Here is an 18,025-nt window from a genome sequence, read left to right as displayed (position 1 = left end):
ATTTCAGTTCCATATCGGTTACCACCGTGGATACAGCAACTGTGTTACCGGACCCCTCGTCGGATCACCGCATTCGTTATAGCCCGCGGCCGACACGCCCGAGCGCGACACACGCCGCGGCGTTATGCAGGCGTTACGCAGTTGACATCGGGAGGAGTCGCAAGCACGCAAGCGTTGCGGGCCCCGCGCGCCCGGAGTGCTGCCAGGCTTGCCGAGCAACCTGTGCGGCGTTTACCGCCCCCGGCGGGGGCAGTTTTCGGGTGCACGGCCGCGCAGGTCAACGGTGGTTGAGAGTCACCTGCTTGTTTCCCGGCAAGTTGAACACCGACCAAGACGAACCGGCGATGAACGCGTAGGCTCGCTGCGAGCAAGCCGACTGCAGACAAGCTATCTCGGGCAATTCAGGCACTCCCGCGCCACAGCACCTCGCCCCTTGGTGCCCGTGGCATGTCGGAGCGCGGTGTGTCCCGGGACCGATTGAGGTGCGAAAATTTGGATACGGTACTCGGGCTATCGGTGACGCCGTCCACCGTCGGGTGGGTCCTGGCTGAAGGGCATGGCGCTGACGGCACCATCCTTGACCACCGTGAGGTGCAGCTGACGGAAGGCTCGCACAACAGTCACGGGGTGCGTGCCGTGAGCACCGCACAGCAGGTGACCGCCGAAGTCTTGCGGGTCCGGGAAGCTGCCGACGCCGTCGATCACCGGTTGCGGGTGGTCGGCGTGACATGGAGCGACGAGGCCGCAGCCCAGGCCGCGCTGCTGCTCGAGGCGCTCACCGACGCGGGGTTCGACAACGTCGTGCCCGTCCGCCAGCTGGACGCCGTCGAGACGCTCGCGCAGGCCATCGCGCCGGTGATCGGCTACGAGCAGACCGCGGTCTGCATCCTGGAACGCGAGTGGGCGACCGTCGTCATGGTGGACACCCACGAAGGAGAGTCGCAGACCGCCGTGAAGCACGTCCGTGGCGGCTACGACGGTTTGACGTCGTGGCTCACCGGAATGTTCGACCGCAGCACCTGGCGACCGGGTGGGGTGGTGGTGGTCGGTTCTCAGGACGACGTCAGCGACTTCTCCTGGCAGCTGGACAATGCGCTGCCGGTCCCGGTCTTCGCCCAGACCATGGCGCAGGTCACCGTCGCACGTGGAGCCGCACTGGCGGCCGCCCAGAGCACGGAATTCACCGACGCCGAACTCGTCGCGGCCAGTGCCGCCGTGCCTGTCACCGCCACGCCCGTGCATTCACGTCAGTACGCCGGGGCGGCGACCACGCTGGCGGCCGCCGCGGTGACCTTCGTCGCGTCGGTCTCGCTGGCCCTGGGTCTGCAGCTCGCTCCGGGCAAGGATTCGACTCCGCCCCAGCCGGCGCACAAGTCCACGCCCCCGATGGCCGAGGTGGCGCCCGCACCGGTTCCGCGTCCCGCGCAAGGGGTTCCCGTCCCACCGCCGGTACAGCAGGAGCCGGTACGGCTCACCTCCGGTGGGCAGGTCGAGGAATCAGCTCCGGAAGGCCCGCCCGCGTCGGCTGTGCCCGAACCCGACCCCGCCGACGTCCCGTTGCGACTCAGCCGGGTCCTCGAACACATTCCCGGTACATATGCGGAGCCCGGCCGCCCACCGGAATAGCCGGTCAGGGCTTGGGCGGGGTAGCGGTGAAGGAGACCGTCACCTCATCGGCCACCTGCAGCGACCCCATCAGCAGTGAATAGGGTTTGACGCCGAAGTCGGACTGGCGCACCGTGGACTGCAGCGACAGGCGCCAGGAGTCGGCGAGTTCTGCGGTGCGCAGATCGACGGCATGTTCGCGCTCGGCGCCCCGGATCTGCAGCTTCCCGCTGAGCCGGTAGCCGCTCTCGGTCTTCTCGATCGAGTCGGCGTTGAAGCGGATTTCGGGAAACTTGTTCGCCGACAATGACTTCAGCGCATTCGAGCGCACCAGGATTTTTTCGGGTCCGGACAGGCCTTTGACGCCGCCTTCGCCTTTCAATACCTCGAGCGAGTCCACCTCGACCACCAGAGTCGCCGAGTCGGGTTGACCCGCAACCCAACTGACGCTTGCCTGCCAACGGGTCATCGCGATGGTGAGCCGGTGACCCATCCGGGCCGCGCGCCCGGCAACCCCAGTGTGCAAAGTCAAATCGCCGTCGGCAGCACCGAATTCCCACACGGCATCCTGGTCGATGGCCATTGGTCAGATCGTCAGGACGGTGCGGTAGTGGGCCCGGCCCTGTTCCAAAGCCGCGTAACCTTCGGCGGCCTGAGCCAGCGGCAGCTCCTCGATCCACGCCCGAACCCCCGACAGAAGGGCGAAATGCATTGTCTCCTCGATATCTTTCGCGGTACCCGAGGGGTGGCCGATGATGCTGAGTCCCGGTGTTATCAATTGAACGGGACTGATCGGAAGCGGCTCGGGCGTCACCCCGATGGTGACCAGTTCGCCTTGGGGCAGCAGCCCGCCGACCGTGTCGGCCATGGCCCTCGAATTGCCGGCCGTGGCAAGCACAACCGCGGCGCCGCCCAGGGTGCGCAGAGCTTCGGCGACGTTGACGCTGGTGGAGTCGATGTAGTGATGGGCGCCGAGTTTCTTCGCGTCCTCGGCTTTGCCGGTGCCACGTGCGATGGCGATGGTCTCGAAGCCCATCGCGCGAGCGAATTGCACTCCGAGGTGGCCGAGTCCACCGACGCCGAGGACCGCAACCCGGTCACCGGGCAGCGCCCTGGTGTGGCGCAGCGCGTTGTAGGTGGTGACGCCGGCGCAACCCATCGGGGCGGCTTCGATGTCGGAGAGCCCCTCGGGGATGCGGGCGAGCGCGGTAGCCGGTACCGTCACGGATTCCGCATAGCCACCGGGATATTGCCAGCTCGGCACCTTTCCGTTGGCGCAGTGGATCAGAATGCCCTTGCGGCATGGGTCGCAGTGGTTGCAGTTGCCGCCGAACCAGCCGACCGCGACGCGATCACCGATCGCGAATTCCTCGACCCCGTCCCCGAGTTCGGCAATGGTTCCGGCGATTTCGTGGCCGGGCGTCAGCGGCCACGACATGTCCGGGAATCCGCCATTGACGAAATGCGCGTCGGTGCCGCAGATGCCGCAGGCGGTGACCGCGATGCGCACCTCGCCCCGAGCGGGCGGTGATGTCTCGACGTCGGCGAGCTCGAGGGGCGCGCCTGCGGATTGAACGTGAACAGCCTGGTGCGTGGCCATGTTTGTCTCTGTTCGGTCAGTGGGTTACCGGGCATTGCTGGCCGGAAGCGGTCCCCGCGGTGTGGTAGTCCACCTGCCAATGCTTGATTCCGTTGAGCCAGCCCGATCGCAGCCGCTCGGGTTTGCCGACCGATTCCAGGTTGGGCATGGCGTCGGCGATCGCGTTGAACATCAGGTCGATCGTCATGCGAGCCAGGTTGGCGCCTATGCAGTAGTGCGCGCCGGTGCCACCGAATCCGACGTGCGGGTTGGGATCGCGCATGATGTTGAAGGAGAACGGGTCGTCGAAGACGTCCTCGTCGAAATTGGCTGAGCGGTACACCATCACCACTCGCTGGCCCTTCTTGATCTGCACACCGGACAACTCGTAGTCCTCCAGGGCGGTGCGCTGGAAGGAGGTGACCGGCGTGGCCCACCGCACGATTTCGTCGGCCGTGGTGATCGGGCGCTCGCGCTTGTAGAGCTCCCATTGATCCGGGAAATCGGTGAAGGCCATCATCCCCTGGGTGATGGAGTTGCGGGTGGTCTCATTCCCGGCCACCGCCAGCAGGATCACGAAGAAGCCGAACTCGTCGTCGGACAATTTGTGGCCGTCGACGTCGGCCTGGACCAGCTTGGTCACGATGTCCTCGCCGGGGTTCTGAGCCCGGTCGGCGGCCATCTGCATGGCATACATGATCAGTTCCACCGAGGCGGTGATGGCGTCATTGGAGGCGAATTCGGGATCCTGGTCGCCGACCATCTGGTTGGACCAGTGGAACAGCTTCATCCGGTCCTCTTGCGGAACGCCCAGCAGTCCGGCGATGGCCTGCAACGGCAACTCGCAAGACACCTGCTCGACGAAGTCACCGGAACCCTGCGAAGCGGCGACCTCCACGATGCGCCGGGCACGCTCGGCAAGGTCGTCGCGCAGGCGCTCGACGGCACGTGGGGTGAACCCGCGGGAGATGATCTTGCGCAGGTGGGTGTGCAGTGGGGCGTCCTGGTTGAGCAGCACAAACTTGCCCCGCTCGATCTGCTCGCCGACGGTGCCGTCCTTGTAGCGGGGGAGCGCGGTCTTAGCCAGGCTGGAGAACACGTCGCTGCGCCGCGAGATCTCCTTGACGTCCTTGTGTTTGGTCACCACCCAGAAACCGCCGTCGTCGAAACCACCCGCCCCGTAGGGCTGCTCGTTCCACCAGATCGGTGCGGTTCGGCGTAGCTCGGCCAGCTCCTCTACCGGCAGCCGCTCGGCGTGGACGTCCGGGTCGGTGAAATCGAACCCGGGCGGCAGGTTGGGCTTTGCTTGCGGTTCGGTCGGCGTCGTTGACAATTGCCTACTCCTCGTAACCGTGTTCACAGGGTCGTCCGGTGCCAATAATTCCTTGCTACACCACACATGGGAAGCCTGGGAGCAAAAGACGCCAAAGCTGAACTGGAACGTGTTCTCGGGCGGGTGCTGTCGAACTGCGCACGAGGCAGCTCTCGGCGTGCCCGGGACGGGTCAGGATGTGCAGCGGCAGGTCGACATCGCAGATTGCCGTGGTCGACTGTCGGGTCAGGTCCTCGCCGAACGCTGCAGACTCAATCTGCGCGCGCCGCCGCCAGGCCAGACGTCTCAGGAAGCATTGCCGTCGCGAAGCCCATTTCACCGAGCCCCGCAAGTGTGTTCATGGGAAAAGAAAAGCCGTTGCGCTCGTATATCTCGTGCGCGGGGTGGGAGCTCACCTGCCAGCCTCGGGAAGTCAGATGGTCGGCAACACTGTCCCGTTGGCCGCGATAAACCAGTTTGGACATGTCCAGGTCTAGGCCGATGCGCCGCCAATGTTCGGTGAGACTTGGCACCCGGTGGTCAAAAAAGCTGTCCGGAGCGGCGATAACATCGGTGGCGAGCAAACTGCCTGGCGCGCTCAAAACGGTGATGGCGTCGAATAATTGGTTTTGGGCACTTGGCGGTATGTACACCAACAAGCCCTCGACACTCCAGGCCGTCGGCTGATGCGGATCAAAATCGGCATCCAGCAACGCGGCCTGCCAGTCGTCCCGCAGATCGACGCCGACGAGGCGTCGATCGACTGTTGGGACGGCTCCGAGAGCATCCAGCGTCGTGGTCTTGAAATCGAGAACCTGTGGTCGGTCCACCTCGTAAACCACCGTCCCCGGCGGCCATGTCAATCTGTAAGCCCTGCTGTCGAGACCGGCCGCCACGATCACCGCCTGGCGTATCGCGGTCCCGGCGGAAGCAAAGAAGTCGTCGAAAAACCTTGTCCGAGAGGTGATCCGCTCTGTCGCGAGGGCCCCGACCACGACCTCACCGTCAAGAACGCGGGCGAATGGTTCCAGCCCGACCGCCCGCACAAGCGGTTCGGCGAACGGGTCATCAAGAAGGGCGTCGGGTTGCCGGGACGCAAGCGCCCGCCATAAAGCGACCATCGTCGCGGTGACGCCGACGCTGGTTGCCGGGTCCCAACTGTCGCCGTCGCATCGGCCCGCCGGGTTGAATTGATTCACTTGTCGGTCCAAGCCGATCACCGCAGCCCCTTCGCATAGAGCAAACAGTCGCGCGGTTCCGCGCCCAGCATCGGGAATACGCCGTAGCGCGCCAGCCTGCCCTCGAACGCAAAACCGCAGCGCTCAAGCAATCTCGCCGATCGTGAATTGTCGACATCGCACGTGGCCCAGACCCTTTTCACGTGGGCGTCCGCCTCCAACGCGGCAAGCATGAGACCGAACGCCTCGGACATCAGTCCCGTTCCCCACCATCGGCGACCCAGACAGCACCCGATTTCGACGGCGTCGCGCGTCGAAAGCGAGCATCTGATGAAGCCGACCACGTCGCCACTGGTCTGCAGAGCGATGATCCACGTTTGGTCGCCTTCACTGGCATGCATACGCTGCGCGACCATCCGGCGTGTCTGGCCGACGTCGGTGTGGGGCTCCCACCGCATGTACCGCGCCGCCTCGGGATCACACGTGATCCCTTCGAACAACTCGGCAGCATCATCGAGCTGCGGGGGACGCAGCATGATGCGCTGCCCAGGTATCCGTTCAGAGCATAGGACGGGCATCTCTCTCCATCCAGACGGCTAAAAGGCGATCCGCAACACGCCCGCTTCGATGAGTGCCCGGCTCAGGCCAAGTTTCTCGTCGTCGGTGAGCGTGTCACCCAGTTCACGAATATAAAAGTCATGGTGCTTTGTAATGAAATTCAGCGCGGACCCGCCAAGTGCGTTGATCGACAGGATGCGGCCATGCATGACATCGAACAACTCGACGATGCCAGCGTGAATCCTGGTGCTGAGTTGCCCAGCTCGATCATTGATCACGCGACTCGAGGGTGTGAGAAAAAGCTCATCGTACCAGACGGCCGGCAATGATTCTCCGAATAATTGCTGATACCGATCACCGAAGTCCCGGAAGCTAGGATTTCGCGACGTACGCCAGTCAGAAATGCAATGATCAACACCGTAGGAATCAGCCGCTGGTTGCCAGTCCATGCGGGATGCGCCGACATTCGGTGCGTGATGCAAGAATCTATCAAAGTAACGGTACCCGTAGTCAGCGTATTCTGAAGTAAACAAGATGAAGGTGTGCCAGGCTTGGTCAACCATTCTCGAGTGCATACCGAGTCGCCCGTCAGCACTGATCGCACACAACACAAAATACTTCTTCAACTCGCTGAACAGGCCCTCAGCCTGCGACGGGTTGCGGACCACCCGATCATGAACCAAGCGATCGATCACATACGGCGCTTGAAAGGCTAACGCCTCGCGATGTCGCCTGTCGATAAGTGCCGGAGCGCACTGCTGGTAGTCCGAATCCGGGCTCGGCTGAACGGTTGCTGGCGCTATCTTTACTACCATTATTCTCGGCCTTCATATTGCCGTTCGAAGTGCCGTCCTAGGTCGATATAATTCAGCACATCAGTAATCTTCAAGGCTATCGAACTCGACAATCAGTCACAATCAGGCTGATCGCGACTTGGACAAAATTCTGGGCGAAATCATCTCCCGACGGTGGGGCACAGCGGGGTAACGCCATGCCTCACCCGGCGGAAAGTCCAACAATCTTTCAAGGCCGCTGCTGAGTGCCGGTTATGGGCATGCACAATACCGGGTGACAATCGCTGTTCATCCCGCCGTGGTCGACGATGGTCAGCCGACCCGCGTAGGTGATATTTCCAGTTCGCTCGATTACAGGAATCATCGCTGCTAATCCTTTCAGTGACTTGCACATCGTTAAACAACCGGTCGCGGCCTCACGGTTGGCCGCAATAGCTTCCGGCATGCAAAAAATTACCCGCCGTAGGCTAAATTGTCAACCATAGATGACAGTCATCTCTGGTTGACGGATACGACGGCACCCTGCTCGCACGCTCAGCAAAGGGGAACGGTTGACATCCCACCCGCACCGCCACGACATACACACCGTGGTCGCCGGCCCGATTTCAAACCCGTCCACATGCACCTCGCCGTCGCACAGCACGCGGAGGCAATGAGTGGCCTGCGTTGTTCAGCCGCAGCTTTCGGCACATCAATGCGTCGGTCAACGAGACCGGTGGCCGGGTCCTCGGCAGCGTAGTCCCTTGCGGTTTCGGGTACTGCCTTGTGGCGACTGCAGCAAACGATATGCTTCTTGAGAAACAGGGCACCGGTGCCAGGAAAGGACGAGCGAAGACATGATTCGCGAAATACTCGCCGCCGCCGCGATCTCGGGGTCGATGATCGGGGTGGCGCCGGTCGCCAGTGCCGACAACGGACGTTGGGAGGGCGACGTCCCCGGGATGAATTACGACGCTTCGCTCGGTGCGCCGTGTGACAACTACGAACGCTTCATCTTCGGACGTGGCCCCAGCGGCCAGGCCGAGGCCTGTCACTTCCCGCCCCCCAACCAGTTCCCGGCGGCCACGACCGGCTACTGGGTGATCTCCTACCCGCTTCGCGGTGTCCAGCAGATCGGGGCACCGTGCCCCGGGCCGAAGGTGGCGGCGCAATCGCCGGCCGGTCTGCCGATGCTGTGCCTGGGCGCGCAGGGCTGGCAGGAGGGCTGGTTCACCGGTGCCGGGTTCTTCCCGCCTGATCTGAGCGACTGACCCGATGGCGGACGCCCCGATTCCGCGATGGTTGCGGTTCGTGCTGGCGTCCGACCGCGCCGGGTCCGCGTGGTACATCGGCACCGGATTTTTCTTCGCACCCGTGCTGGCGGTGCTGTCACCATGGCCGGCGGTGACCACCGCGCTGTGGTGGGTTATCGGGCTGGCCGGATTGTGGCTCGGCTTGCTCGGCATCGCGATGGCCGCCGGGCTGGCACGAGTTCTGCGCTCCGGCGGCGAGATACCCGAGGATTACTGGCGCACTCTCGTCGACTACTGACGCCGACGCCTACTGTCATACTCAACGTCCGCCAATGAATCGCCACCGAATAGGAGACTCGCCATGGCCTTCGATCCCAAAGATGCCGTAGACGCCGTCCGCGACATTGCCACCAACGCCGTCGAGAAAGCGTCGGACATCGTCGAGCACGCCAGCGACATCATTCGCGGCGACATCGCCGGGGGCGCCAGCGGCATCGTGCAGAACTCCATCGAGATCGGCACGCACGCCGTCGACCGGGTGAAAGAGGTCTTCACCGGTAAGGAAGACGACGACCTGGACTGATTCTCAGATGGCGGCGGCGGCGTTGAGCTCGTCGAGCCGAGTGGTGGCCTCCAGGTATTCCTGCACCCAGCGCTCGATGACGGTGGAGGTCTTTTCCACCTTCTGGAACTGACCGACCACCTGACCGACCGGGTTGAACGCCACGTCAACCGACTCGTTGGGATACCGGTTGGTGGCCCGCACCGCCATCCCGGAAACCATGTATTGCAACGGCATTCCGAGCGGCTTGGGGTTGTCCGGCTGTTCCCAGGCCTCGGTCCAGTCGTTGCGCAGCATCCGGGCCGGCTTGCCGGTGAACGAGCGGCTGCGCACGGTGTCGCGGCTGCCGGCCTTGATGTAGGCGGCCTGCTGCACCGGGGTGTTCGAGGATTCCTCGACCATCAGCCACTGCGAACCGGTCCACGCGCCCTGGGCTCCCAGCGCCAGCGCCGCGGCGATCTGCTGGCCGCTGCCGATGCCACCGGCGGCCAGGACGGGAACCGGTGCCACCTCCTTCACGACCTGCGGCCACAACACAATTGAGCCGACCTCGCCACAGTGACCACCGGCCTCGCCGCCCTGGGCGATGATGATGTCGACGCCGGCGTCGGCGTGCTTGCGGGCCTGCGACGGCGAGCCACACAGCGCCGCCACCTTGCGGCCCTCGGCGTGGATGTGCTTGATCATGTCCGCCGGGGGAGTGCCCAGCGCGTTGGCGATCATGGTCACCTTCGGGTGCTTGAGCGCCACCTCCACCTGGGGCGTGGCGGTGGCCTCGGTCCAGCCCAGCAGCTGCAAGCTGTCGCCGTCGCTGTCTTCGACCGGAACCCCGTGGTCGGCGAGGATCTTCTTGCCGAAGTCCAGGTGCTCCTGGGGCACCATCTTGCGCAGCGTGTCCGCCAGCTCCTCGGCCGACAGGTGCGCGTCCATGCCCTCGTACTTGTTCGGGATGACGATGTCCACACCGTAGGGGTGGTCACCGATGTTCTCGTCGATCCAGTTCAGTTCGATCTCGAGCTGCTCAGGGGTGAAGCCGACAGCGCCCAGCACACCGAACCCGCCGGCTTTACTGACAGCGACGACGACATCGCGGCAATGGGTGAAAGCGAAGATCGGGAACTCGATACCGAGTTGATCACATAGGGCGGTGTGCATGCCTACTCCTGTGGGGCGCGGAACCGACGCAAAAATTGAAACGTGTTCTAGTTTAATACCAGTCTGGCCGACGAGGCCAGCCAGGTCTGCTGTGTTCGAACTACGCTCCTTCAGATCTGCAGGCCGTAGGCCACCCGCAGCGCCACGAAGCCGAGGATGCAGACAAAGCAGACGAGGTGATCGCGGCACACGGCCCGCGCCAGGTGACTCTGCACGTCCGGCGGGTCGAGGCGGCTGCCCAGTCGGACCGCACTAGGGACGGTGTGCACTAGAGCCAGGACCACGGGTATGGCTGCCGCACCGCCCGATGCCACCAGCAGCCACAGCGGGTCGCGACCGTAGGCCGCCTCAAACCCCAATGCGCTCAACAAGATCAGCATCACCAGGGCGATCAGCCGACCCATCGGTTGGGAGGTGGTGGTGGCGCGGCGGTAGTAGCCCGCGATCGACGCCAGCACGGCTTCGGGCAAGGGGGCGCCGGTGTCAGGGTGCCCGAACACCTGCACGTCGAACATCAGGTCCATCCACAGCACGGCAAGCAGAAACCCACCACAAGCCGTCAGGACCGGTGTCATCGCGTGTCTACCTTCCGGCGCGTCGGGAAAACTAGCCCTCGTATTCTTTCGCAGCCTGGGGGCGTCGGCACTAGCTGAGAACGGGTTCGCGAATGCGCTCAGCGACCATCTCGCCACCGGTAGCCCAACCGGACGGCGGCCAGCAGGGCGCCCAGTACGAACGCGACCAGTACAGCCTGTAGCACGTAGATCGTGAAGAGGTCGGCGTCAACTCCGCCCCCGTCGCCGATGCACTGGAATGTCACGCGGGTGTTCGTCCGCCAGGACCTGTCGGTCATCCTCGCGGTGCCGTAGGCCAGCTGCTGCCCGCTCCCACAAACGAAGAACCCCGTCCACAGCGCGCTGGCGGGAGCCAGGGCGATCACCGCCGCCGCACCTCCCGCGCAGATGCCGCAGAGCAGTGCGATCTTGGCGACGGTGTCTTCGAAGCGGCGTCTACCCACCGGCAGATCCTCGCACTTCGCCGGCCGCCATAACGAGCCCTTGATCAGCGCGTAACAGCGCGGGTAGCGTAGGGCTGCCAATTACGAACCGAAGCGTAGCGTAATTGCATCCACCGAAAGGATCGCACTCGATGCGCAGCCGGTACGCCGGAGAACCCTTCACCACGTCCACACCCGAGATCGCCGCCGCGCTGCAGGACGTCAGCATCCCGACGTTGCTGCTGTCGCTGGTACACATCACCGGCGATCCCCGGTTCATCCGCGACTTCAAACAGATGGGTCTGTTCCTCAACGAAGTGCAGGGCTTCATGTCAGAGGACGACAAGAGCCGGGCGCGTGCCGAAGCGCTGGCGGTGCTCACCGATTACCGCGACCGCGGCTGCCCCGAACCACCGCCGCTGAGCGACGACCTCATCCGGGAAATGATGGATTGGGCTGCGTGCGAACACGTTCCCGACGACTACCTGCCACTGGCCCGGGAGGAGATGGACCTCGAGGGAATCGACCCGCGCCGTCCGGCGGCCTTGCCGGTTGACCACACGGCAGACTTCCCGGTCCTGGTGATCGGCTGCGGCGAATCGGGCATCCTGGCCGGAATCCGGCTCAAACAGGCCAACATCCCGTTCACCATCGTCGAGAAGAACGCCGGCCCCGGCGGGACCTGGTGGGAGAACAACTATCCCGGCGCCCGGGTGGACGTCGCGAACCATTTCTATTGTTACAGCTTCGAACCCAACAACGAGTGGACTCATTTCTTCGCCGAGCAGCCCGAGTTGCAGAGTTACTTCACCGCGGTGGTGGCCAAACACAAGTTGGGCGGCACGATTCGCTGGGAAACCGAGGTTCTGGGCGCCGACTGGGACGACGAGGCCGGTATCTGGACCGTGGCGCTGCGCGGCGCCGACGGCACCGTCAGCACGGCGCGCGCGCGAGCGGTGATCACCGCCGTGGGTCAGTTGAATCGGCCGCATATCCCTGACATCGCCGGAGCGGACACCTTCGCCGGACCGTCGTTTCATTCCGCGGCCTGGGATCACTCGGTGGATCTGACGGGTAAGCGGGTCGCCCTGGTCGGCGCCGGCGCCAGCGGATTCCAGATCGCGCCGGCGATCGCGGGCGAGGTCTCGCATTTGACGGTGTTCCAGCGCACCGCGCAGTGGATGTTCCCCAACCCGATGTATCACGACGAAGTCGGCGAGGGCGTGCGCTGGGCGATGCGGCACCTGCCGTACTACGGACGGTGGTATCGCTTCCTGCTGTTGTGGCCGGGCGCCGACAAGGGCCTGGACGCGGCGCGCGGCGACCCGAACTACGCCGACCAGGACTACGCCGTCAGCGACATCAACGCGGCCGCCCGGATGATGTTCAGCCAGTGGATCACCAGCCAGGTCCCGGAAGGCTCGGAGTTGTTGACCAAGGTGCTGCCGGACTACCCGGCCACCGGCAAACGCACCCTGCAGGACAACGGAAGTTGGCTGCGGACACTGCAACGCGACAACGTCGAGCTGGTCCGAACGCCGATCGAGCGCATCACACCGAGCGGCATCGTCACCGACGGCGGTGTGACACATGAGGTCGACGTCATCGTATACGCCACCGGGTTTCGGCACACCGACGTGCTCTGGCCGCTGAAGATCACCGGCCGCAACGGCATTGACCTGCACGAGTTGTGGGGCAGTCGGCCGTACGCGCACCTGGGCATCACCGTGCCCGGATTCCCAAACCTGTTTCTGCTCTACGGGCCGGGCACGCACCTGGCACACGGCGGCAGCCTGATCTTCCAGTCCGAATTGCAGATGCGCTATATCGATCAGTGTCTTCAGCACATGACCGAGGAACACATCGTGGCGCTGGAGCCCACCGCCGAGGCGGCCGAAAAGTGGCACCAGCGGACCCAAGCCGAGATCAAGCAGATGGTCTGGTCACACCCGGCCGTCAAGCATTCGTACTTCAAGAATGCCGACGGCGAGATCCACACCGTCAGCCCGTGGCGCCTCAACGAATACTGGGCCGCGGTGCGCGAACCGGATTGGTCGGATTTCGTTATGCGACAGGAGAAGTGAGCCCATGCGCACGGTAGTCATCGACGGGCCCGCCAGCATTCGGGTGGACACCCGGCCCGACCCGGCGCTGACTGGGCCGGACGGCGTGATCGTCGCGGTGCGCGCCGCCGGCATCTGCGGCTCCGATCTGCACTTCTACGAGGGCGATTATCCGCTGGCAGAGCCGGTGCCGCTGGGCCATGAAGCCATCGGCACCGTCGTCGAAGCCGGCCCCGACGTGCGGTCGGTCAAGGTCGGTGACGAGGTGCTGGTGTCCTCGGTCGCCGGGTGCGGGGCCTGCCCCGGATGCGCCACCAACGACCCGGTGATGTGCCACTCGGGTCTGCAGATCTTTGGCGGAGGTGCCCTTCCTGGGGCTCAGACGGATCTGCTCGCCGTGCATGCCGCCGACTTCCAGGTCCGCCGGATTCCCGAGGGCATCAGCAGCGAGCAGGCCTTGCTGCTCACCGACAACCTGGCGACCGGCTGGGCGGCGGCGCAGCGCGCCGACATCCCGTTAGGTGGCACGGTGGCGGTGATCGGACTCGGAGCGGTCGGCTTGTGCGCGCTGCGCAGCGCGTTCGCCCAAGGCGCCGCAACGGTTTTCGCGGTCGACCGGGTGCCGGGGCGGCTGCAGCGTGCCGTTGACTGGGGCGCCACGCCGGTGGCCTCGTCGACGGTGGAGTCGATCCTGGCCGCCACCGGCGGGCGCGGCGCCGATGCGGTGATCGACGCGGTCGCAACCGACGCCTCCCTGACCGACGCGCTGTTCGCGGTCCGGCCGGGCGGCACCGTCTCGGTGGTCGGCGTGCACAATCTGCAGCCATACCCGTTCCCGGCGTTGGCGTGCCTGATCCGCAGCATCACCGTGCGCTGGACCACCGCTCCGGTGCAGCGCACCTGGCCGGAGTTGATTCCGTTGCTGCAGTCGGGTCGCCTTGACGTCGACGGCATATTCACCGCCACGCTTCCTCTCGACGAGGCGGCCAAAGGCTACGCGCGGGCCGCGGAGCGTTCCGGCGACGACGTGAAGATCCTGTTGACGCCGTAGCCGCGTGTGGCAGCATGGCCTTCATGCGCTGTGCCGCAATTCAACTCGAGGCAGTGCCGGCCGATGTGGATGCCAACCTGGCCAGTGTGGAACGTCTGGTTGAAGACGCCGTCGCCGCGGGCGCGCGGACCATTGCCCTGCCGGAGTTCTTCACCACCGGCGTCGGGTTTTGGCCCGAACTGGCCGGTGCGGCGCTGCCGGCCGAGGGTAAGGCCACCGAACTGCTGCTGGCGCTGGCGCGCCGGCACGAGGTGATGATCGGCGGTTCGCTGCTGATCCGCGACACCGACGGAGATGTGCGCAATGCGTATCTGGTGGTGACGCCGAACGGCGTGGCGGGCCGCCACGACAAAGATCTTCCGACGATGTGGGAGAACGCTTTCTACGTCGGCGGAAACGACGACGGGGTGATCGAGGCCGGCGACCTGACGGTGGGTGCGGCGGTGTGCTGGGAGTTGATGCGCACCCAGACGGTGCGTCGCCTGCGCGGTCGCATTGACCTGGCGATGACGGGTTCGGGCTGGTGGTCGATCCCGGATTGGTGGCCCCGGGCTGCTTTTCGCCGAATGGAACAGCGCAACGCGGCGACGGCCTGGCAGGCGGCGGCGAGCTTCGCCGGTTATGTGGGTGCCCCGGTTCTGCATGCGGCGCACGCGGGCACCGTGCGGTGCCGTATGCCGTGGCTGCCGTTGGGGTATTCGGGCCGGTTCGAGGGCGGCACCATGATCGTCGCCGCCGACGGCAGTGTGCTGGCCTCGCTATCCGACGGTGAAGGGGTTGTGGTGGCGGACGTTTCGGTGGGGCGTTGTGCTCCTCGTACGGCTGTGCCGCACCGGTTCTGGTTGCACCCGCGGGGGCCGCTGCCGTTCGCGGTGTGGCACTACCAACGCTGGCACGGCCGCCGCTATTACCGCCGCCACGTGGCCGCTTCCTAGCGGGTTACCGGGTGGCCGTGACGTACTGCGAGCGCATGAAGCTGTCGATCTTCACGTCGACCGGCGGCGGGGTCAGCCCGTAGCCGGCCTGCAGATTCAGCGTGTTGCGGACGTGCTCCACCGACCACCCGTGGTCCCGCAGCCATTGCGCCGGGTCCGCCGGGTTGTCGTAGGTCAACGCGGAAAAGTCGACATCGCCGGACATGTTGACGCCGGGGTGCGACCGTTCCAGTTCGGCGAGCTGGTCGGCGTCGAGGCGGGAACCCAATGCGCCGGTGGCGAGCCGACTGTCTGATGCGCTGTTCGCGTGTATCCGATCGAACAGGGCTTCTTGGGCGTCGCGGGTCAGGTAGGGCAGCAGTCCCTCCACCGACCAGGCCGTCGGGACGTGCGGGTCGAAGCCGGCCTTGGTGAGTCCGGCGGTCCAGTCGCCGCGGAGATCCGCCGCGAACTCGACCCGACGCGCCGTGGGTTGGGCACCCAGGTCGTCGAGGACCCGCGCTTTGAATTCCAGCACCTTCGGCAGGTCGACTTCGAAAACCGTTGTCCCCGGCGCCCAATCGAGTCGATAGGCCCGGGAATCCAGCCCGGCGGCGACGATCACCGCCTGCACGATGCCTGTTTCCGCGGCGTTGGTGAAGAAGTCGTCGAAGAACCTGGTCTGCACACCGTACAGACGCGGGAAGGTGGTCTCGTCTGCTGAGCTGCCAGGGTTCTGCAGCAGGCCGGTCAGATACGGGTCCGCGGTCGCGTTGATGAAGTGCTGCGCGTAATCGTCGCGCACGAGCGGCCGTTCGCTCAGCGCGTGCACCGCACGCCAGCCCGCGACCAGCAGGGCGGTGTAACCGACACCGCTGACGATGTCCCACTGGTCGTCGTCGGAGCGGAGAGATCCAAAAGCGGGTGTCGTCATACAGCGAACGTACCCGTCACAGCTCCAGCAAAACGGTCACCGGTCCGTCGTTGGTCAGCTCTACCTGCATGTGGGCACCGAACGTCCCCGTCTCGACCTGTGCGCCCAGCGCACGAAGCGCATCGGCGAACGCCGCTACTAACGGCTCGGCTGTCGCGCCGGGTGCTGCCGCGTTCCAGGACGGGCGGCGGCCCTTGGCGGTGTTGGCGTAAAGGGTGAACTGGCTGACCACCAGGATCGGTGCGGCGACGTCGGAGGCGGACTTCTCGTCGTCGAGAATCCTCAGCGTCCAGAGCTTTTCGGCCAGGCGGCGGGCCTGATCGGGTCCGTCGCTGTGGGTGACGCCGACGAATGCGAGCAGTCCCTGACCCGCCGGGCGGATCGCGCCGACCACTTCGTCGTCGACCACCACCGCCGCCGAAGAGACCCGCTGCACGAGCACCCGCATGACCGTCGATGCTGCCATGCCGGTCTCGGTAGGCTCGTGAGGTGTCTGTGCTGGTTGCGTTTTCGGTCACCCCGATGGGTGTGGGGGAAGGCGTCGGCGAGATCGTCGCCGAGGCGGTCCGGGTGGTTCGCGAATCGGGGTTGCCCAACAAGACGGATTCCATGTTCACCGTGATCGAAGGCGACAGCTGGGCCGAAGTAATGGCTGTCGTGCAGCGGGCGGTGGAGGCGGTGGCGGCGCGGGCACCCCGGGTGAGCACCGTGATCAAGGCCGACATGCGCGCCGGGGCAACCGACGCAATGACTCAGAAGGTTGAGTCGGTCGAGCGGTACCTGTCCGGCGGCTAAGCCTGGATGGCGGCGGTGAACGCCTCTGCCGCGGCGTCGCCGTGGACGGCGAACACGACGCGTTGCAGGGTTTTCGGTTGGTGCTGACGGACGGCGTCGACCATCAGGCGGGCCGCGTCGTGCAGCGGGAAGCCGCCGACACCGGTGCCGAATGCGACCAGCGCCAGCGACCGGCAACCCAGTTCGTCGGCCTTGCGCAGCGTCGATGCTGTTGCGCGGCTGATGATGTCGGCTGAGGTGGGACCGCCGAGCTCCATTGTCGCGGCGTGGATCACGTAGCGGGCGGGCATGTCACCGGCCGTGGTTTCGATCGCCTCGCCCAGGCCGATCGGCGCTTTCTCGTGGGATTCCCGCTGGACGGCGGGGCCGCCGGCGCGCGCGATGGCCGCGGCGACGCCGCCGCCGTGGCGCAGTTGGGTGTTGGCGGCGTTGGCGATTGCGTCGACGTCGAGTTGGGTGATGTCGGCTTGCAGAACCTCGAGCTCGATCATGGGGACATTGTCTCCCCAACCGGACCCACCTGCTGTGGACGAAATTCCGTTCTAGTTTCCCACATTGTTTTCTGATACTTCTGCAGCGGAAAGCCTCAGGCGGCCAGCGCTCGAAATACGTTGTAGCTGAGCATGTTCAGCCCCGCTGATGGCAATTAGATATTGGAATACCATTCTTGTTTATCAATTATCGAGTCCGCGAAGCTACCGCGTATTACATTTATGATCCGCCAAATTGGTCGGGTTTCACAATGGGAGCGCCACCATGTCGTACGTCCTCGCCGTACCGGAATCTTTGAGCGCCGCGGCGGCGGGTGTGGAACGTATCGGCTCGGCACTGAGGTCGGCTGATCTGGTCGCCGCGGGGCCGACCACCGGGTTGCTGGCCGCCGCCGGCGATGAGGTGTCGGCCGCGATCGCGGCGCTGTTCTCCAGCCACGGCCGCGTGTACCAGGCGCTCAGTGCGCAGGTGGCAGCGTTGCAGGCTTCCTTCGCCCAAGCGTTGACCGGGGCCTCACTTTCTTATGCCACCGCTGATGCGGCCGCAGCCTCGCCGTTGCAGGCACTCGAACAACAGGCGTGGGGGGTGCTCAATGCACCCACCAACGCGGTGTTGGGTCGTCCGCTGATCGGTGACGGCGCCAACGGAGCACCAGGAACCGGGCAGGCCGGCGCGGCCGGCGGGCTGCTGTGGGGCAACGGCGGCAACGGCGGGTCGGGCGCACCGGGGCAGGCCGGGGGAACCGGCGGCGCGGCCGGTCTGATCGGCGACGGCGGTGCCGGGGGGTCCGGCGGAATCGGTGGC

The 18,025-nt window shown here is 65.3% G+C and carries 21 protein-coding genes; 9 read left to right on the top strand and 12 right to left on the bottom strand.

The features are described from left to right. Positions 1 to 492 precede the first annotated feature (492 nt). On the top strand, positions 493 to 1,626 hold the full coding sequence (locus AWC08_RS05485; protein ID WP_065135916.1) for a DUF7159 family protein: 1,134 nt from the start codon (positions 493 to 495) through the stop codon (positions 1,624 to 1,626). A gap of 4 nt (positions 1,627 to 1,630) precedes the next feature. Here AWC08_RS05485 and AWC08_RS05480 read toward each other — a convergent pair whose 3' ends face one another. From AWC08_RS05480 to AWC08_RS05455, 6 genes are all read right to left on the bottom strand, one after another. Beyond that, entirely contained in the window at positions 1,631 to 2,188 is a 558-nt protein-coding gene (locus AWC08_RS05480; RefSeq protein ID WP_069433687.1) for a YceI family protein, read from the bottom strand. Between the two features lie 3 nt (positions 2,189 to 2,191). After that, a complete protein-coding gene (locus AWC08_RS05475) occupies positions 2,192 to 3,205 on the bottom strand; it encodes an alcohol dehydrogenase catalytic domain-containing protein (protein WP_065135914.1) in 1,014 nt (337 codons plus the stop codon). Positions 3,206 to 3,221: 16 nt separating this feature from the next. After that, positions 3,222 to 4,517 (bottom strand): cytochrome P450, encoded by a 1,296-nt coding sequence (locus tag AWC08_RS05470; protein ID WP_069433688.1) that lies wholly within the window; start codon positions 4,515 to 4,517, stop codon positions 3,222 to 3,224. 251 nt (positions 4,518 to 4,768) lie between these two features. Beyond that, entirely contained in the window at positions 4,769 to 5,617 is an 849-nt protein-coding gene (locus AWC08_RS05465) for an SAM-dependent methyltransferase (protein WP_083271145.1), read from the bottom strand. A 95-nt stretch (positions 5,618 to 5,712) separates the two neighbouring features. After that, complete coding sequence (locus AWC08_RS05460; RefSeq protein WP_232007859.1) at positions 5,713 to 6,210, bottom strand: GNAT family N-acetyltransferase; 498 nt, start codon at positions 6,208 to 6,210, stop codon at positions 5,713 to 5,715. A gap of 60 nt (positions 6,211 to 6,270) precedes the next feature. Continuing rightward, positions 6,271 to 7,047: a glycine-rich domain-containing protein gene (locus AWC08_RS05455; RefSeq protein ID WP_142283423.1), complete on the bottom strand. Its 777-nt coding sequence runs from the start codon at positions 7,045 to 7,047 to the stop codon at positions 6,271 to 6,273. A gap of 815 nt (positions 7,048 to 7,862) precedes the next feature. Here AWC08_RS05455 and AWC08_RS05450 point away from each other — a divergent pair. The 3 genes from AWC08_RS05450 to AWC08_RS05440 all read left to right on the top strand — a co-directional run bounded on the left by AWC08_RS05450 (position 7,863) and on the right by AWC08_RS05440 (position 8,841). Beyond that, the gene (locus AWC08_RS05450) at positions 7,863 to 8,276 is read left to right on the top strand and encodes a hypothetical protein (protein WP_069433691.1); all 414 of its coding nucleotides are present in this window, start codon (positions 7,863 to 7,865) and stop codon (positions 8,274 to 8,276) included. Between the two features lie 4 nt (positions 8,277 to 8,280). Further along, positions 8,281 to 8,556 (top strand): hypothetical protein, encoded by a 276-nt coding sequence (locus AWC08_RS05445; RefSeq protein WP_069433692.1) that lies wholly within the window; start codon positions 8,281 to 8,283, stop codon positions 8,554 to 8,556. 63 nt (positions 8,557 to 8,619) lie between these two features. Next, positions 8,620 to 8,841 carry an Rv1893 family protein gene (locus AWC08_RS05440; protein WP_065135909.1) on the top strand — a complete coding sequence of 74 codons (222 nt, stop codon included), beginning with the start codon at positions 8,620 to 8,622 and terminating at the stop codon, positions 8,839 to 8,841. Positions 8,842 to 8,844: 3 nt separating this feature from the next. Here AWC08_RS05440 and AWC08_RS05435 read toward each other — a convergent pair whose 3' ends face one another. From AWC08_RS05435 to AWC08_RS05425, 3 genes are all read right to left on the bottom strand, one after another. Then, a complete protein-coding gene (locus AWC08_RS05435) occupies positions 8,845 to 9,975 on the bottom strand; it encodes a nitronate monooxygenase (RefSeq protein ID WP_065135908.1) in 1,131 nt (376 codons plus the stop codon). Positions 9,976 to 10,085: 110 nt separating this feature from the next. Further along, positions 10,086 to 10,550, bottom strand: a complete 465-nt coding sequence (locus tag AWC08_RS05430; protein ID WP_069433693.1) for a hypothetical protein — start codon at positions 10,548 to 10,550, stop codon at positions 10,086 to 10,088. Between the two features lie 98 nt (positions 10,551 to 10,648). Next, positions 10,649 to 10,993 carry a hypothetical protein gene (locus AWC08_RS05425; RefSeq protein WP_142283422.1) on the bottom strand — a complete coding sequence of 115 codons (345 nt, stop codon included), beginning with the start codon at positions 10,991 to 10,993 and terminating at the stop codon, positions 10,649 to 10,651. A gap of 131 nt (positions 10,994 to 11,124) precedes the next feature. On the opposite strand from AWC08_RS05425, the gene AWC08_RS05420 reads away from it, so the two are divergent. Genes AWC08_RS05420 through AWC08_RS05410 form a run of 3 tightly spaced genes read left to right on the top strand, consistent with a single transcriptional unit; the run spans position 11,125 to position 15,021 of the window. Next, a complete protein-coding gene (locus tag AWC08_RS05420; protein WP_069433694.1) occupies positions 11,125 to 13,056 on the top strand; it encodes a flavin-containing monooxygenase in 1,932 nt (643 codons plus the stop codon). A 4-nt stretch (positions 13,057 to 13,060) separates the two neighbouring features. Beyond that, positions 13,061 to 14,086: a zinc-binding dehydrogenase gene (locus tag AWC08_RS05415; protein ID WP_069433695.1), complete on the top strand. Its 1,026-nt coding sequence runs from the start codon at positions 13,061 to 13,063 to the stop codon at positions 14,084 to 14,086. 23 nt (positions 14,087 to 14,109) lie between these two features. Then, positions 14,110 to 15,021: a carbon-nitrogen hydrolase family protein gene (locus AWC08_RS05410; protein WP_069433704.1), complete on the top strand. Its 912-nt coding sequence runs from the start codon at positions 14,110 to 14,112 to the stop codon at positions 15,019 to 15,021. Positions 15,022 to 15,025: 4 nt separating this feature from the next. On the opposite strand, the gene AWC08_RS05405 is transcribed toward AWC08_RS05410, so the two are convergent. Both AWC08_RS05405 and dtd read right to left on the bottom strand, forming a co-directional pair. Beyond that, positions 15,026 to 15,934 carry a class I SAM-dependent methyltransferase gene (locus tag AWC08_RS05405; RefSeq protein WP_069433696.1) on the bottom strand — a complete coding sequence of 303 codons (909 nt, stop codon included), beginning with the start codon at positions 15,932 to 15,934 and terminating at the stop codon, positions 15,026 to 15,028. A 16-nt stretch (positions 15,935 to 15,950) separates the two neighbouring features. After that, entirely contained in the window at positions 15,951 to 16,382 is a 432-nt protein-coding gene (gene dtd / locus AWC08_RS05400; protein WP_069433697.1) for a D-aminoacyl-tRNA deacylase, read from the bottom strand. 41 nt (positions 16,383 to 16,423) lie between these two features. On the opposite strand from dtd, the gene AWC08_RS05395 reads away from it, so the two are divergent. Then, positions 16,424 to 16,729: an MTH1187 family thiamine-binding protein gene (locus AWC08_RS05395; protein ID WP_065135901.1), complete on the top strand. Its 306-nt coding sequence runs from the start codon at positions 16,424 to 16,426 to the stop codon at positions 16,727 to 16,729. On the opposite strand, the gene AWC08_RS05390 is transcribed toward AWC08_RS05395, so the two are convergent. Beyond that, positions 16,726 to 17,220 carry a macro domain-containing protein gene (locus AWC08_RS05390; RefSeq protein ID WP_069433698.1) on the bottom strand — a complete coding sequence of 165 codons (495 nt, stop codon included), beginning with the start codon at positions 17,218 to 17,220 and terminating at the stop codon, positions 16,726 to 16,728. The two genes, AWC08_RS05395 and AWC08_RS05390, sit on opposite strands and share 4 nt — an antisense overlap. Positions 17,221 to 17,485: 265 nt before the next feature. On the opposite strand from AWC08_RS05390, the gene AWC08_RS05385 reads away from it, so the two are divergent. Continuing rightward, the coding region (locus tag AWC08_RS05385) for a PE family protein (protein ID WP_142283421.1) at positions 17,486 to 18,025 on the top strand (540 nt) is incomplete at its 3' end.

It is taken from the genome of Mycobacterium gordonae (assembly GCF_002101675.1).
Taxonomy (GTDB): Bacteria; Actinomycetota; Actinomycetes; order Mycobacteriales; family Mycobacteriaceae; genus Mycobacterium; species Mycobacterium gordonae.
Note: the sequence above shows the minus strand (reverse complement) of the source record. Positions and strands in the feature narration are given on the sequence as shown.